General features: G+C 52.0%; 28 protein-coding genes and 1 pseudogene. All 29 read right to left on the minus strand.

Annotation, left to right across the window (positions count from 1 at the left end):
• Positions 1–41: 41 nt before the first annotated feature.
• Positions 42–677, minus strand: a complete 636-nt coding sequence (gene rpsD / locus ACFMKP_RS24165) for a 30S ribosomal protein S4 (protein ID WP_054535870.1) — start codon at positions 675–677, stop codon at positions 42–44.
• A 158-nt stretch (positions 678–835) separates the two neighbouring features.
• Entirely contained in the window at positions 836–1,249 is a 414-nt protein-coding gene (gene rpsK, locus ACFMKP_RS24170; RefSeq protein ID WP_012192457.1) for a 30S ribosomal protein S11, read from the minus strand.
• A gap of 42 nt (positions 1,250–1,291) precedes the next feature.
• Positions 1,292–1,675 (minus strand): 30S ribosomal protein S13, encoded by a 384-nt coding sequence (gene rpsM / locus ACFMKP_RS24175; RefSeq protein WP_110514151.1) that lies wholly within the window; start codon positions 1,673–1,675, stop codon positions 1,292–1,294.
• A 12-nt stretch (positions 1,676–1,687) separates the two neighbouring features.
• Positions 1,688–1,804, minus strand: a complete 117-nt coding sequence (rpmJ, locus tag ACFMKP_RS24180) for a 50S ribosomal protein L36 (protein WP_083469996.1) — start codon at positions 1,802–1,804, stop codon at positions 1,688–1,690.
• 80 nt (positions 1,805–1,884) lie between these two features.
• Positions 1,885–2,106, minus strand: coding sequence for a translation initiation factor IF-1 (gene infA, locus ACFMKP_RS24185; protein ID WP_012192455.1), 222 nt, complete (start codon positions 2,104–2,106; stop codon positions 1,885–1,887).
• Positions 2,107–2,301: 195 nt separating this feature from the next.
• Positions 2,302–2,958, minus strand: coding sequence for an adenylate kinase (locus ACFMKP_RS24190; RefSeq protein WP_204753382.1), 657 nt, complete (start codon positions 2,956–2,958; stop codon positions 2,302–2,304).
• Positions 2,959–3,044: 86 nt separating this feature from the next.
• A complete protein-coding gene (gene secY / locus ACFMKP_RS24195) occupies positions 3,045–4,364 on the minus strand; it encodes a preprotein translocase subunit SecY (protein WP_054535867.1) in 1,320 nt (439 codons plus the stop codon).
• A 105-nt stretch (positions 4,365–4,469) separates the two neighbouring features.
• Positions 4,470–4,922: a 50S ribosomal protein L15 gene (gene rplO, locus ACFMKP_RS24200; RefSeq protein WP_054535866.1), complete on the minus strand. Its 453-nt coding sequence runs from the start codon at positions 4,920–4,922 to the stop codon at positions 4,470–4,472.
• Positions 4,922–5,119: a 50S ribosomal protein L30 gene (gene rpmD / locus ACFMKP_RS24205; RefSeq protein ID WP_054535865.1), complete on the minus strand. Its 198-nt coding sequence runs from the start codon at positions 5,117–5,119 to the stop codon at positions 4,922–4,924. The genes rplO and rpmD overlap by 1 nt, the downstream gene beginning before the upstream one ends.
• Before the next feature lie 2 nt (positions 5,120–5,121).
• Entirely contained in the window at positions 5,122–5,670 is a 549-nt protein-coding gene (gene rpsE / locus ACFMKP_RS24210; RefSeq protein ID WP_054535864.1) for a 30S ribosomal protein S5, read from the minus strand.
• Positions 5,671–5,687: 17 nt separating this feature from the next.
• Entirely contained in the window at positions 5,688–6,053 is a 366-nt protein-coding gene (gene rplR, locus ACFMKP_RS24215; RefSeq protein ID WP_054535863.1) for a 50S ribosomal protein L18, read from the minus strand.
• Positions 6,054–6,122: 69 nt separating this feature from the next.
• Positions 6,123–6,662, minus strand: a complete 540-nt coding sequence (rplF, locus tag ACFMKP_RS24220; RefSeq protein ID WP_382296278.1) for a 50S ribosomal protein L6 — start codon at positions 6,660–6,662, stop codon at positions 6,123–6,125.
• A gap of 55 nt (positions 6,663–6,717) precedes the next feature.
• The gene (gene rpsH, locus ACFMKP_RS24225; RefSeq protein ID WP_012192447.1) at positions 6,718–7,116 is read right to left on the minus strand and encodes a 30S ribosomal protein S8; all 399 of its coding nucleotides are present in this window, start codon (positions 7,114–7,116) and stop codon (positions 6,718–6,720) included.
• An 18-nt stretch (positions 7,117–7,134) separates the two neighbouring features.
• Positions 7,135–7,320, minus strand: a complete 186-nt coding sequence (locus ACFMKP_RS24230) for a type Z 30S ribosomal protein S14 (protein ID WP_083469995.1) — start codon at positions 7,318–7,320, stop codon at positions 7,135–7,137.
• A gap of 63 nt (positions 7,321–7,383) precedes the next feature.
• Complete coding sequence (gene rplE, locus ACFMKP_RS24235; protein WP_054535861.1) at positions 7,384–7,923, minus strand: 50S ribosomal protein L5; 540 nt, start codon at positions 7,921–7,923, stop codon at positions 7,384–7,386.
• A 165-nt stretch (positions 7,924–8,088) separates the two neighbouring features.
• Positions 8,089–8,397 (minus strand): 50S ribosomal protein L24, encoded by a 309-nt coding sequence (gene rplX / locus ACFMKP_RS24240; RefSeq protein WP_054535860.1) that lies wholly within the window; start codon positions 8,395–8,397, stop codon positions 8,089–8,091.
• Positions 8,398–8,469: 72 nt separating this feature from the next.
• Positions 8,470–8,838, minus strand: coding sequence for a 50S ribosomal protein L14 (gene rplN / locus ACFMKP_RS24245; protein WP_054535859.1), 369 nt, complete (start codon positions 8,836–8,838; stop codon positions 8,470–8,472).
• A complete protein-coding gene (gene rpsQ, locus ACFMKP_RS24250; protein ID WP_110514144.1) occupies positions 8,835–9,173 on the minus strand; it encodes a 30S ribosomal protein S17 in 339 nt (112 codons plus the stop codon). The genes rplN and rpsQ overlap by 4 nt, the downstream gene beginning before the upstream one ends.
• On the minus strand, positions 9,173–9,376 hold the full coding sequence (gene rpmC / locus ACFMKP_RS24255) for a 50S ribosomal protein L29 (RefSeq protein WP_054535857.1): 204 nt from the start codon (positions 9,374–9,376) through the stop codon (positions 9,173–9,175). Before rpmC ends, rpsQ begins: the two co-directional genes overlap by 1 nt.
• Positions 9,366–9,803: a 50S ribosomal protein L16 gene (gene rplP / locus ACFMKP_RS24260; protein WP_012192440.1), complete on the minus strand. Its 438-nt coding sequence runs from the start codon at positions 9,801–9,803 to the stop codon at positions 9,366–9,368. The genes rpmC and rplP overlap by 11 nt, the downstream gene beginning before the upstream one ends.
• Positions 9,804–9,806: 3 nt before the next feature.
• The gene (gene rpsC / locus ACFMKP_RS24265) at positions 9,807–10,517 is read right to left on the minus strand and encodes a 30S ribosomal protein S3 (RefSeq protein WP_054535856.1); all 711 of its coding nucleotides are present in this window, start codon (positions 10,515–10,517) and stop codon (positions 9,807–9,809) included.
• Between the two features lie 95 nt (positions 10,518–10,612).
• Positions 10,613–10,954 carry a 50S ribosomal protein L22 gene (gene rplV / locus ACFMKP_RS24270; protein WP_012192438.1) on the minus strand — a complete coding sequence of 114 codons (342 nt, stop codon included), beginning with the start codon at positions 10,952–10,954 and terminating at the stop codon, positions 10,613–10,615.
• Between the two features lie 10 nt (positions 10,955–10,964).
• On the minus strand, positions 10,965–11,252 hold the full coding sequence (rpsS, locus tag ACFMKP_RS24275; RefSeq protein WP_041304992.1) for a 30S ribosomal protein S19: 288 nt from the start codon (positions 11,250–11,252) through the stop codon (positions 10,965–10,967).
• A 147-nt stretch (positions 11,253–11,399) separates the two neighbouring features.
• Entirely contained in the window at positions 11,400–12,227 is an 828-nt protein-coding gene (rplB, locus tag ACFMKP_RS24280; RefSeq protein ID WP_382296286.1) for a 50S ribosomal protein L2, read from the minus strand.
• Between the two features lie 11 nt (positions 12,228–12,238).
• A complete protein-coding gene (gene rplW, locus ACFMKP_RS24285) occupies positions 12,239–12,535 on the minus strand; it encodes a 50S ribosomal protein L23 (RefSeq protein WP_012192435.1) in 297 nt (98 codons plus the stop codon).
• A 12-nt stretch (positions 12,536–12,547) separates the two neighbouring features.
• Entirely contained in the window at positions 12,548–13,177 is a 630-nt protein-coding gene (gene rplD / locus ACFMKP_RS24290) for a 50S ribosomal protein L4 (RefSeq protein ID WP_054535854.1), read from the minus strand.
• A gap of 10 nt (positions 13,178–13,187) precedes the next feature.
• Positions 13,188–13,826 (minus strand): 50S ribosomal protein L3, encoded by a 639-nt coding sequence (rplC, locus tag ACFMKP_RS24295; protein ID WP_054535853.1) that lies wholly within the window; start codon positions 13,824–13,826, stop codon positions 13,188–13,190.
• An 85-nt stretch (positions 13,827–13,911) separates the two neighbouring features.
• Positions 13,912–14,220 carry a 30S ribosomal protein S10 gene (rpsJ, locus tag ACFMKP_RS24300; protein ID WP_041307187.1) on the minus strand — a complete coding sequence of 103 codons (309 nt, stop codon included), beginning with the start codon at positions 14,218–14,220 and terminating at the stop codon, positions 13,912–13,914.
• 65 nt (positions 14,221–14,285) lie between these two features.
• Positions 14,286–14,426 (minus strand): annotated as a pseudogene (gene tuf / locus ACFMKP_RS24305) (elongation factor Tu); the annotation flags it as partial.

Below are 14,426 nucleotides of genomic sequence, written 5' to 3' on the forward strand. Positions count from 1 at the left end.
TATCCGCCTCCTGCTGGGATAGTGATACCGATTACGTCCGATTAGCGGCTGTAGAATTCAACAATCAACTGCTCGTTAATCGACATATCCAACTCCTCGCGTGATGGGAAGGTTTGGACAACCCCCTCCAACTTGCCAGCGTCAAGTGACAACCAGCTTGGTGGTGACACGCGGTTCAGTTGTTTGGTTTCTTCGAGATCTTTGAAATAATCGCGTTTGCGGCTTTCTGCACGCACGCCAATTACATCGCCAACTTCAACCAAGGCTGAAGGAATATCGGTTTTGCGGCCATTCACGGTAATGTGACCGTGGTTGACCAACTGGCGAGCTTGGGCGCGGGTGACCGCATAGCCTAAGCGGAACACCACGTTATCGAGGCGACGTTCCAAAATTTGCAAGAGCACAGCACCGGTTTGGCCGGTGGTACGGGTCGCAATGCCATAATAGCGGCGGAACTGACGTTCCAAAACACCATAGATGCGGCGAACTTTTTGCTTCTCGCGCAACTGAACACCATAATCAGACAATTGTCGTCGTCGGACTGAAGCCCCATGTTGACCAGGGGGCTGGCTCCCACGGCGCTCAAGCACCTTGCGGCCACTGTTACCGCTCTTGAGCATTAGGTCAACGCCTTCGCGGCGTGCCAATTTACATACTGGACCAGTATATCGAGCCATGTTCTTGTTTGTCCCTTCGCAATTCCTAATTGCCAAGGCAGTTTACACACCGACTCCTATTTCCACGTATAGGAACAGCCGTGCTTCATCCTGCTCACGTATTTTAGTCGTGGCGTTGCTACTACACACTTCGGCGACAGCATGCTGCCGCGAAGCCATTACACGCGGCGGCGCTTTGGTGGGCGGCAGCCATTGTGTGGGATTGGCGTAACATCGGTGATTGCAATAACCGACAAGCCAGTCGCTTGCAGTGCGCGCACTGCTGATTCACGGCCAGCACCAGGGCCTTTAACATACACTTCAACCACGCGCATGCCGTTATCCATGGCTTTGCGGGCTGCTTGTTCGGCAGTTACTTGGGCTGCATAGGGTGTGCTTTTGCGTGAGCCTTTGAAGCCACTTGCGCCAGCGCTGCTCCAGCAAACCACGTTGCCAGCTGGGTCGGTAATCGTAACGATCGTGTTGTTAAAGGTCGCTTGGACGTGAGCTTGCCCACGAGGCACATTTTTACGCTCACGGCGACGACCGCGTTGAGGGCGGCGAGCTGCTCCCGCTTTTGCTTGTTTCGCCATTCAAGGCCTCCGAAATAGCGTTGAAAATAAAAATTCAGGAAATTACTTCTTGGTAGCTTTCTTCTTGCCACCGATTGCTGCGCCTTTTTTACCACGGCGGGTACGGGCGTTGGTTTTGGTGCGTTGACCGCGCAATGGCAAGCCTTTGCGGTGGCGAATCCCACGGTAGCAGCCAATGTCCATCAAACGCTTGATGTTCAATTGAACAGCCCGGCGCAAATCGCCTTCAACGGTGTAATCTTGGTCGATGATTTCGCGCAAACGAATTACTTCGTCTTCGGTCAAATCTTTGACCCGAACGTTTGGATTGATACTGGTGCGAGCCAGAATTTCGCTGCTGGTGGTGCGCCCAATCCCATAAATGTAGGTAAGGGAAATTTCCACCCGTTTGTTGCGGGGAATATCAACCCCTGAAATACGTGCCATTCGATGCTCCTCTTAGCCTTGCCGTTGCTTATGCTTCGGGGTGCGGCTGCAAATGATACGGACAACGCCCTTACGACGAATGACCCGGCAATATTCGCAGCGTGGTTTAACTGATGGTTGGACTTTCATCGGAACCTCGCTCGTAGACACACAACAATCCAACCCTCCGTCCGCTTCGGCCAGAGGCATTGGTTGCGGTGGTCAGTGTGTTATCTGTACCGATAAGTAATACGGCCACGAGTTGGATCATAGGGCGAGAGTTCAACTAACACGCGGTCGCCTTTCAGAATCCGAATGTAATTCATCCGAATCCGGCCAGAGACATGTGCTAATACTTCCAGCCCGTTATCCAACGCTACTTTAAACATCGCGTTTGGCAGTGGCTCAGTAATAACGCCCTCGACCTCAATGACATCCTTCTTCTTGGCCATATAACTCCTTAAAACTAGCACATCAGCGGTGGCAATTGTCGCATGCGTTGCGAGTGGTGCGCGATTGCCCCAAAGAATAATCCGTCACTGGGCTGTGCAATACGTCAGACGACGGTGTATAGCATACGCAGCAAGCTAGAAGCATAGGCCGTCGGCCCATGCTTCTGCATCGGTACCTATTACTATACCACAAATTTAGCACGGCTTTGCCGATTCAATTGCTTGAACCATGCGTGCAGTAATATCGTCAATCTCGCCGAGGCCATTAATTTCGTGCAAGATGCCTTGCGTGCGATAATGGGCAATTAGCGGCGATGTTTGAGCTGCATAAACATCAAGTCGATGGTTGATCGTCTCAAGGTTGTCATCGCTGCGTTGGTACAAATCGCCGTCGCAGAGATCACAAACACCCTCGACTTTTGGTGCTCGGAAGTATGTATTATATACAGCTTGACATTTTCTGCAAGTCCAGCGCCCAATAACCCGTTGAATCAGCACATCTTTATCGACATGCAACAACAACACAGCATTGATCGCATCGTTATGTTCAGCTAACGCTGCTTGCAGGGCTTCGGCTTGTTGGGGTGTGCGTGGGAAGCCATCGAAAATCACCCCATTTTCACAATCGGGTTGTTGTACCCGTTCCAAAACCATGCCAATCACAACATCATCGGGCACCAACTCGCCTTTATCGAGGTACGATTGGGCGAGTGTTCCCAGTGGTGTGCCTTCGCGCACAGCAGCCCGAAACATATCGCCGCTGGCGATGTGCTTCATGCCGGTTGCTGCTTCCAACTCAGTTGCCTGGGTTCCTTTGCCAGCTCCGGGCGAACCAAGCAAAATGATGTTCATAGGATAGTGCTCCTCGGTGAGTCAGCAAAGAACGGCGAACGGCTTTGTTCGCCGTAGCACCACCTGCCAAAAGCAGGTAGCGTTTCTTAGCGCGAGATGAAGCCTTCGTAATTGCGCATCATCATTTGAGCTTCGAGTTGGCGCATGGTATCGACCGCCACACCAACCACAATCAAGAGACCGGTGCTGCTAAAGCCAATTTGCAAGCCAGTAATTTGTTGCACAAAGTAGGGCAAGGCGGCAACCACGGCCAAGCCAACCGCGCCAATCAAGGTAATGCGGTTGAGCACTTTGGTCAAATAGACTTCAGTGTTGCGGCCTGGGCGAATGCCAGGAATAAAGCCACCATTGCGTTGCAACATTTCAGGCAAGTTTTGTTGGTTGAACATCACCAAGGCATAGAAGTAGGTGAAGAGCAACACCAACACAAACATCGCCAAGGTAAAGGCCAACCCATTAGGGCCAAAACTGTTGACGAAGAAGTTCGCTATGCCATTGAGGAAACCCGTACCATCAGGCTTCCAGAAGTAGGAAGCAACGGTGCTGGGGAAAATCAAAATACTTTGGGCGAAGATCAAGGGAATCATCCCAGCCATATTAACCTTCAAAGGCAAGTGGCTCGATTGACCGCCATAAACCTTATTGCCACGCACGCGCTTGGCGTATTGAACTGGAATGCGGCGTTGGCCTTCGGTGATCAAAACAATCCCAACCACGGTTGCCAAGGTCACGATCAGCAGCAAAATCCCGCCGATCACGTTATTGCCCGAGCTTGAAGTGGTGATTGCTTGATAGACCATGCTTGGCAGCGCGGTCACGATCCCGCCGAAGATAATCATCGAGAGACCGTTGCCAATCCCGCGTTCGTCGATCAACTCGCCCATCCAAACCAAGAACATCGAGCCAGCGACCATAATCGTCAAGATCGAGAAGGTTTGGAAGAAGTTTTGGGTAATGCTGAAGTTCAACGTGCCAAACAAGTTAATCCCGCTGTTGATCAGCGATTTAATTTGGCCATAGCCTTGGAGATAAGCCAAAGGCACAGTGAGGAAATATTGATAGCGTTGAATCCGATTGCGACCCTGCTCACCCTCTTTGCTCAACTGCTCCAGCGCTGGGATCAACGGGATCAGCAACTGCATGATAATTTGGGCCGTGATGTAGGGATAGACCCCCATCGCTGCAACGGAGAACTGCCGCAACGCCCCACCGGAGAGCAAGTTGAGGAAGTTTGCCAAATCGCTTAACGGCAACTGACCATTAAACAACCGATCGAGTTCGGCTGTATCGACCCCTGGAACTGGAATAGCCGCGATAAAGCGGAAGATCACCAGCATCATCAGGGTGAACAAAATCTTCTTGCGCACTTCGGCGATTTTAAGTGCGTTGACCACAGCTTGAAGCATGGAATTCTCCTGTGTAATGCACGAATGACCTTCATTTGCAAACAGCGTAGCCTTGGGCAAAGCCCGCTACGCCGTCGCAAAAGAAGGTCATCGCATCACCATTGTTTAGGCGGCAGCGTCAATCAATTCGACTGAACCGCCCGCAGCCTCAATTTTTTGGCGAGCGCTGGCGCTAACCTTGTGGACACGCACCTTGAGGGCTACGTTCAGGTCGCCATCGCCGAGGACTTTGATAGGTTGCTTGAGGTTTTTGATCAAGCCGACTTCGCGCAGGGTTTCTGGCGTTACATCGCCATTGTTCCATTCGGTCAAATCGCCAACGTTAACGATGGTATATTCAACCCGGAAAATGTTGGTAAAGCCGCGCTTGTAGGGCATCCGGCGGACCAAAGGATTCTGACCACCTTCAAAGTGTGGGTATGGGTTTGGCCCTGAACGAGCCTTTTGACCCATCATACCTTTACCAGAGGTTTTACCTTTGCCCGAACCATGACCACGACCAACCCGCTTGGTTTTGCGGGTTGAGCCTGGTGCTGGCTTCAGATCGTGCAATTTCATTACTTGGCCTCCGTCGCAGTCACTTCCTCGACAGTTACCAAGTGCTTGATCTTGAAGATCATCCCACGGACAACTGGAGTATCTTGAAGCTCGACCACTTGGTTCAATTTGCGCAAACCGAGCGAGCGAACGGTATCTTTTTGCGCTTGGCTATAGCCAATTGAACTTTTTTTATAGGTAATACGCAAGGTTGCCATCGTTATTCCTCCGTACCGCTGATAACGGCGCGGCTTTGGCCGCTCAGGCGGAATGACGATGCAGCGCGGCCACGGCGGCGGCCTTCTTCTTGCGGAGTGCGCAATTCAGAAAGCGCCTTCAAAGTAGCTCGCACCACATTGACTGAGTTGTTGCTGCCCAATGATTTGGTCAGAACGTCCTTGATGCCAGCGGCTTCAAGCACGGCGCGCACGCCACCACCAGCGATAACGCCGGTACCAGCTGAGGCTGGTTTAAGCAACACTTTGGATGCTTTATAGGTTGACACAATTTCATGGGGAATGGTGGTTCCGATAACGGAAACCGCGATCATATTGCGTTTAGCTGATTCAGCACCCTTGCGGATTGCTTCGGGTACTTCAGAAGCCTTGCCCATCCCTAGCCCGACATTGCCGTTGCCATCGCCAACGACTACGACGGTGCTAAAGTTGAAGCGGCGGCCACCCTTGACCACTTTCGCGACCCGGTTGATTTGGACAACTCGTTCGTCCAGTTCAACTTCGTCAGCGTTTGATCGATTTCGCTTCGCCACGTTGCCTCCAGAGTTGATTAGAATTCAAGTCCGCCTTCGCGTGCCCCTTCGGCAACAGCTTTCACACGACCGTGATATTTGTAGCCACCGCGATCGAACACCACTTTGGTAATCCCAGCGGCGCGAGCGCGTTCTGCAACGGCCTTGCCAACTGAATGTGCTTGTTCGAGTTTGCGTTGCTCACCAAGGCTGCCGCGTAATTCGGTATCGATCGTTGACGCGGAAACAAGCGTATGACCAGCGAGATCATCGATCACTTGGGCATAGATATTCAGGCCTGAGCGAAACACATTCAAGCGTGGGCGCTCAGGTGTGCCACTCAGTTGGCCACGAAGCCGACGATGCCGTCGGGCGCGCAATTCGCGGGATGAAAATTTCGACATTGCTATATTTCTCCTGTAGGTGGGTTAGGCGGCGCGTTAGTGGTGTCACGCTACGCCGCCGCCAACAGCCTACTTCTTACCAGCTTTACCGGCCTTGCGGCGGATCACTTCGTCGCTGTACTTGATGCCTTTGCCCAAGTAGGGTTCGGGTGGACGCAGCTTGCGAATGTTCGCTGCTTGGTCGCCAACTTTTTGCTTGTTGGGGCCTTTGATCACAACCCGACGCTCAGCTACTTCAAAGCTGTTGCCTTCGTATGGCTCAACTCGCACTGGGTGCGAGAAGCCAAGTGAAAGCACCAAGATTTTGCCATCAAGCGTAGCGCGATAGCCTGTACCATTCATTTCGAGCGTTTTTTCAAAGCCCTTGGTCACGCCGTCGACCATGTTGGCGACCAGCGTCCGTGAGAGACCGTGAAATGCGCGAGCCTGACGGCTGTCGTTGACGCGAGTCATTTCGACCGTTGCGCCATCGATATTTACCGTAATTTCAGGCCGAATTGATTCGCTCAAGGTTCCTTTGGGGCCTTTGACCGTGACAACATTATCGCTGTCGACGTTCACAGTTACACCAGCTGGAACTTCAATCGGTTTACGACCGATACGTGACATGGGTCATTTCCTCCACGAGTGATGACGGTAAAGCTACCGTTGTCCTCGTTTAGTATTACCAAATGTAACAAACAATTTCGCCGCCAACGCCAGCTTTCCAAGCGGCATCGCCGGTCATCAACCCCTTAGGAGTTGAAAGGATGCTCAAGCCCAAACCATTGCGCACACGAGGAATCTCGTTGCGCTTGGTGTAGACCCGCAACCCTGGGCGGCTAACCCGCTTCAAGCCAGTGATTACTGGCTTGCGGTCAGCAGCATATTTCAAGGTCAACACCAAATTTGAGAATGGTGTGCCTTCTTGAACCTCAAAGCTTTTAATATAGCCTTCGGCTTGCAAAATTTCAGCAATGCCGCGCTTGATTTTCGACAATGGGATCGTCACCGTTTGGTGGCGTGCCATACCCGCGTTGCGGATGCGTGTCAGCAGGTCGGCAATTGGATCATTAACGCTCACTAGCTCGTCCTCCTGGTTCTACCAGCTTGATTTTGTTACACCGGGAATCAGCCCTTGTGAAGCCAACTCGCGGAAGCAGATCCGGCAGATACCAAATTTTCGCATGTACGCCCGAGGCCGACCACAGCGCTTGCAGCGATTGTATCCCTGCGTTGAAAATTTTGGTGCGCGATTCGCCTTGATGATCATCGATTTCTTAGCCATAGACTGTTTTGGCCTCCCAGTTACGAGTTGTCGGTTGACTACCCCTGTAGTCCCTTGCCAACTCTAGTCACGAAACGGCATGCCCAACGCCTTCAACAAAGCAAAGCCTTGTTCGTCGTTTGGAGCGGTGGTAACAATCGCCACCTCAAGCCCACGAATTTTATCGACTTTATCGTATTCGATTTCAGGGAAGATGATTTGTTCCCGAATACCGATACTGTAGTTCCCGCGACCATCGAACGATTTGCGGCTTAAGCCTTGGAAGTCGCGGATACGGGGTAACGCCAAGTTGACCAGACGATCATAAAAATCGTACATGCGTTCATTGCGCAGCGTTACCATTGCGCCGATCGGCATACCTTGGCGGAGTTTGAAGGCTGCCAACGATTTCTTAGCGCGGGTCACAACTGGTTTTTGACCTGCAATCATGGTCAAATCGCCGATTGCTGCTTCCACCGCTTTGGGGTTTTGCAACGCTTCACCTAAGCCAATGTTGATGACGATCTTGGTAATACGGGGCACTTGCATTGGGGACTTAAAGCCAAAGTCCTTGAACAATGCAGGAGCCACGGTCTTCAAATAGACATCCTTAAGACGTGCCATGGGTTCCTCACTTCTGGGGTTCGGCGACAGCATTGGTAACCAAGGCTACCAAACGGTTGCGGCACAACTGCGCCAGCCCAGATGGAAAATACGATAGTTCCGAACCAAATGAGTAGTCAGCAACGCACGGTTGTTCATTGCTCATTTGTCTTCGACCTTGCCAAATTAGGCAACGTCGGCATTGCATTGCTTGCAAACACGCACTTTTTTGCCTTCGTCGTTGACGCGGTGGCCAGTCCGTGAGGGCTTACCACAAGCTGGGCAAATTAACATGACTTTTGAGACATGCATCGCAGCTTCAACTTCTAAGATGCCGCCTTGGCGATTGCCCATCGGCTTGACGTGTTTTTTTACAATATTGACATTTTCAACGACGACGCGTTCTTTTTTGGGCAAAGACTGCTTGATTACACCTTCGCGGCCTTTTTCGCGCCCACTAAGTACCACTACGCGGTCGCCCTTTTTGACGTGCATGGTTTTGCCTCCATAGTCAACGCTATGCGGTTGCCCACAAGCGTTGTATTGTACCACAGCTCGTGAAGATTGTTACAACACTTCTGGAGCAAGTGAGATGATCTTCATAAACTGCTTTTCGCGCAATTCACGGGCGACCGGCCCAAAGATACGCGTGCCGCGAGGGTTGCCTTGTTGGTTGATAATGACGGCTGCATTATCATCAAATTGAATCATCGAGCCATCTGGGCGAGTGTAGCCCTTTTTGACCCGCACGATTACGGCCCGAACAACTTCGCCTTTTTTCGCCGAACCACCTGGGTTGGCTTGTTTGACGGTTGCAATGATGGTATCGCCAACGCTAGCGTAGCGACGCTTGGTCCCACCGAGCACCCGAATACACAGCAGCTCTTTGGCACCTGTGTTATCGGCAACCCGCATGCGAGATTCTTGCTGGATCACGACGAGGCCTCCTCGGTTTCGCCTTCAACGGTTACAACGTCTTGGCGCAAGACATTCAAGCCTTCGCGGCGATTCTTTTTGGCGATTTCGACCACGCGCCAGCGCTTGAGTCGGCTCAAGGGGCGGGTTTCTTCGATCACCACGGTATCGCCTACATGGCATTCGTTGTTTTCATCATGTGCGTAAAACTTGCTGGTTTGGCGCACGGTTTTGCGATACAACGGGTGGGGGCGCAAGTAATCGACTGCAACCACCACAGTTTTGTTCATTTTACTGCTGACAACGCGGCCAACTTTTTGTTTGCGGCTGTCAGTTGTTGCTAAATGCTCGTTCATTAATTCCCCTCCGCCACCAAGCTGCGTTCGTGGATGACCGTTTTGGCGCGGGCGATATCTTTTTTCAACAACCGCACGCGAGCGGTGTTGGTCAATTTGCCAACTGATTTTTGGAAACGCATGGTGAACAACTCTTGTTTGTTATCGTTGATCAACTTTTCCAAATCAGCATTGCTCATATCGCGCAGTTCACTAGCCTTCATTTGAGCCAACCTCCTGCGATGCCTTGGTTACGAATTTGCACTTAACAGGCAACTTTTGGGCAGCGCGGCGCAGTGCTTCTTGGGCCACATCTTCGGGCACGCCGTTCAATTCGAACAACACGCGACCTGGCTTGATCACTGCGACATAGTATTCAACTGAACCTTTACCAGAACCCATCCGCGTTTCAGCAGGTTTTTGGGTAATTGGACGATCTGGGAAGATCCGAATCCAAACTTTACCGCCCCGCTTCACGTAGTTGGTGATCGTCCGGCGGGCTGATTCGATTTGGCGACTGGTAATCCAGCCTGCTTCGAGTGAGACCAACCCAAAATCACCGAATGCCACCGTAGCGCCGCGCTGAGCAATACCCTTGATATTACGAGGGCGGTGTGGGCGGCGATATTTCATTTGCTTGGGCATTAACATGGTTTACGACCCCTTGCCCGAACGAGTGTTGGTTTTTGGTGCATCGGCTGCGGCTGCTGCTGGAGCAGCTTGGCGTTCGCGTTGACCAAGCACATCGCCCTTATAAATCCAAACTTTAACCCCGATCCGGCCATAGGTGGTGTGAGCGTGCACCAACGCGTAGTCAATGTCTGCGCGAATGGTGTGCAACGGCACCCGACCTTCACGTTCCCACAATGAGCGGCTCATTTCAGCGCCACCCAAACGGCCTGAGCATTTGACTTTGATGCCTTGGGCACCAAGCCGCATGGCGCGTTGGGTTGCTTGCTTCATGGCGCGTTTGTGTGAAACCCGTTTGCTGATTTGTTCAGCAACGCTTTCGGCCACCAGGTAGGCATTTAATTCAGGCTGGTGAATTTCTTGAATATTCAAGCGCACCTTTTTGCCTGTGAGTTTTTCAATTTGGTTTTTGAGTGTATCGACGTTCGCGCCGCGTTTGCCAATGACGATCCCTGGCTTCGCCGTGTGGATGGTCACTTCAACCCGATTGGCTGAGCGTTCGATATCAACGTGGGCTACACCAGCGTTTTTCAACTCATCGGCACCTTCGATATATTTGCGCAGTGCCAAATCTTGGTGCAGTTGTTCGGTATAGTTACGCTCGGCAAACCACTTCGATTTCCAATCTTTGATGATGCCGAGGCGGAATCCATTCGGATGCACTTTACGACCCAAGAGATCCTCCTAAGATAATGATGAAATATGAATTATGAAGGATGAAGCGCATCGCTGCAAATCAGCTGCTGACTTCATGCTTCATAGCTCATATTTTACAAGACTTCGCCGTCATCGACGATCACGGTAATGTGTGACGAACGCTTCAAGATACGATCACCACGGCCACGAGCACGCGGCATGTAGCGCTTGAGCACTGGGCCAGCATCGACCATAATCGTTTTAACGACCAGATCCTCGGGTGACATTTGATAGTTGTGATCGGCATTGGCCTTGGCCGACTTGATCACGCGGGCAATTTCTGGGGCTGCCTTGTGGGGCAGATATTGCAAAATCCCCAGCGCTTCCGTCACATTTTTACCGCGCACGAGGTCGGCAACCAGCCGAACTTTTTGCGGCGACATGCGGAAGTTACGCAGAATGGCTTTAGCTTGCATTGCGCACCTCTTATTTTAATTTGCCGCGCTTGTCGGCCTTTTTGCCACCGTGCCCACGGAATGTGCGGGTCGGCGCGAATTCACCCAACTTATGACCAACCATGTTTTCAGTGATGTACACTGGAACGTGGCGGCGGCCATCATGGACAGCGATCGTATGGCCAACCATCTGAGGGAAGATGGTTGAATCGCGTGACCACGTTTTGAGTGGGCGCTTTTCATTGCCACGATTCATCGTTTCAACGCGGCTCAAGAGCCGAACGTCAACGAATGGACCTTTTTTGGTTGAACGAGACATTCGTTTCCTTCCTTTAGTTGCAGTAGTTGTTGTCACTACTCACGAGGGAGAAGGCGCTACACGAGTTATCGCAACCCAGTGCAGCGGCGGCCAAGCCGCCCTTGCTCCAAGGTGAGGAGCGCATCACAACGAAGCGCTCCCCAGGGTTTATTTTTGCTTGCGCGTCCGCACGATAAAGCGATCGGTGCGGGGGTTGTGGCGGGTCTTTTTGCCCATTGCTGGCTTGCCCCATTTGGTTTTGGGGTTCATCCCAGTTGGGGCGCGACCTTCACCACCACCGTGTGGGTGATCAACAGGGTTCATTGCTGAACCACGCACGACTGGGCGACGGCCCAACCAGCGGCTGCGACCAGCTTTCCCAATCATGATGTTTTGGTGATCGACGTTACCGACTTGACCCAAGGTAGCCATACACTTGATGTGCACCATGCGCATTTCGCCAGATGGCAAACGCACCGTGGCGTAGTTCCCTTCGCGGGCCATCAATTGGGCGGTGTTACCAGCACTCCGCACCATTTGGCCACCACGACCAGGGGTCAATTCGATGTTGTGAATTTGCGAACCGATTGGAATATTGGCCAATGGCAAGGCATTGCCAACCCGGATTTCGGCGTTAGGGCCAGCCATCAAGGTATCGCCAACTTTCAAGCCCAATGGTGCAATGATATAGCGCTTTTCGCCGTCGGTGTAGTGCAACAAAGCGATATTCGCTGAGCGGTTTGGATCGTACTCAATCCCCGCTACTTTAGCTGGAATATCAAATTTCTTGCGCTTGAAATCGATCAAGCGATAGCGGCGCTTGTGGCCACCACCACGGTGACGGGTGGTGATGTGGCCGTGGTTATTGCGGCCAGCATGTTTCTTTAAGGGTTCGGTAAGTGCTTTTTCTGGCTCGAACTTCGTGATTTCTGCGAAGTCCGAGACAGTCATGCCACGCCGACCCGGCGATGTCGGTTTATAGCGTTTGATGCCCACTGCGTAACCTCCTAGAGATCTTCGAAGATTTCGATCCGTTCGCCTGGAGCCAAGGTAACGATGGCTTTTTTCCAACTGCGGCTGTAGCCACTTTGTTGGCCATTGCGAGTGCGGCGAACTTTCAACTTACCCTTGACATTCATGGTGTTAACAGCTTTAACGTTGACGTTGAAAATCTGTTGCACAGCAGCCTTGATCATCGGCTTGTTGGCTTCTTGTGCCACCTCGAACGTGTATTTGCCCTCTTCCATCAACGCCGTATTTTTTTCGGTGATGACAGGGCGAATAATAATATCGTGCGCGTTCATCGGTTGCATCTCCTACTTTTTGCCCAGAATTGTTTCAACAACGCTGAGTGCCGACTTGGGCAAAATCAAGGTGTCGTAGTTCAACAGATCCCGAACATTCAGGTAGGCTGCCAACAAGGTCTTGACATTTGGCAAGTTGCTGGTTGATAACGTGATGTTATCGCTCTTTTCACCCAAGGCCACCAGCGTTTTTTCGCCGACTAAAGGCAAGTTTTTCAACAACGCCAAGAAGTCTTTGGTTTTTGGTGCATTCATGCTCAAATCATCTAAGAAAATGATTTGGTTGTCTGCGTATTTGACCGAAAGCGCCGAGCGTACTGCCAAGCGCCGCATTTTGCGTGGCATATCTTTGGTGTACTTGCGGGGCTTTGGCCCGTGAACAACACCACCACCTGAGTGATGGGGGGCGCGAATAGCGCCTTGGCGAGCGCGACCGGTACCCTTTTGGCGATACAACTTGCGCGTGCTACCACGTACTTCACCACGAGTCTTGGTACTGTGAGTGCCCAAACGTGCATTGGCCAGTTGGCGAATGACTGCTTGGTGCATCACGGGAATGTTAGGCTCGATGCCGAAGATGTAGTCTTGCAGCTCAAGCGTGCCGATAGCTTGACCGGCTTGGTTATAAAGCTTGGCTTCCATGCGTCAACTCCTATTTCTTCGTGGCCTTAGCTGCCCGTGAGACCATCACCAAACCATTCTTAGCGCCTGGCACTGAGCCCTTCACTAAGATTACGTGGCGTTCAAGGTCAATTTTTACCACTTCCAAATTTTGAACGGTTACGCGATCATTGCCCATACGGCCTGCCATACGCATGTTTTTCCATACGCGGCCTGGCGTGGTACCTGAACCAATCGAGCCTGGGGCGCGATGGCGGTCGCTTTGACCGTGGGTTGCTGGGCCACCACGGAAACCGTGGCGCTTAACAACACCAGCAAAACCGCGACCTTTGCTTGTGCCGACGACATCAATCTTTTCGCCGAGTTGGAAAATATCAACATTTACCACGTCGCCGACAGTGTGTGCGTTCAAGTCGGTGGTTTTCACTTCGCGCATGAAGCGAACCAGCCGACCAGCAGCTTTCAGGTGTCCTTGGATTGGCTTCGTTACTTTTCGTGGTTTGATTTCGCCGAAGCCGAGTTGGACTGCTTCATAGCCATCCTTGTCCTTGGTGCGAAGTTGGGTGACCACACATGGGCCAGCTTCGATCACGGTGACAGGAATGGTTTCACCTTTTTCGGTGAAGATCTGGGTCATGCCAATTTTGCGACCCAAAATACCATTGAGCATTGGTTACTCCTTAGTCCATAGCGTGCGGAGCCTCTGGGCGACCAAGCCCAGCCGTATTGGCTATGGCTCCAAGCGGGATTCCCGATTAGAGCTTAATTTCAATATCCACACCAGCGGGCAAGTTCAGCTTCATCAAAGCATTAATCGTTTGCTGGCTTGGATCGATCACGTCGATCAGACGTTTGTGGGTCCGAATTTCGAACTGTTCTTGGCTGTCGCGGTCAATGAAGGGTGAGCGCAACACGCTGTATTTTTCGATCTTGGTCGGCAACGGCACTGGGCCAGCGACCTGAGCACCGGTGCGTTCTGCCGCATCCACGATCTGGCGTGCCGACTGATCCAAGATCTTGTGGTCATACGCCTTGAGGCGAATGCGAACTTTTTGCTTTGCCAACGTCATTACTCCTAAGCGCAAAAGAAGGCAGGTGTGACGGGCACACCTGCCAGCCGTTTTATAGCTTATGCGATGATTTCGGTCACGATACCAGCACCCACGGTGCGGCCACCTTCACGAATCGCAAATTTCAAGCCTTGTTCGATAGCAACCGGAACGATCAACTCCACCGTCATTTGGATGTTGTCGCCTGGCATCACCATTTC

Source organism: Herpetosiphon sp. NSE202 (assembly GCF_042688385.1).
Taxonomy (GTDB): Bacteria; Chloroflexota; Chloroflexia; order Chloroflexales; family Herpetosiphonaceae; genus Herpetosiphon.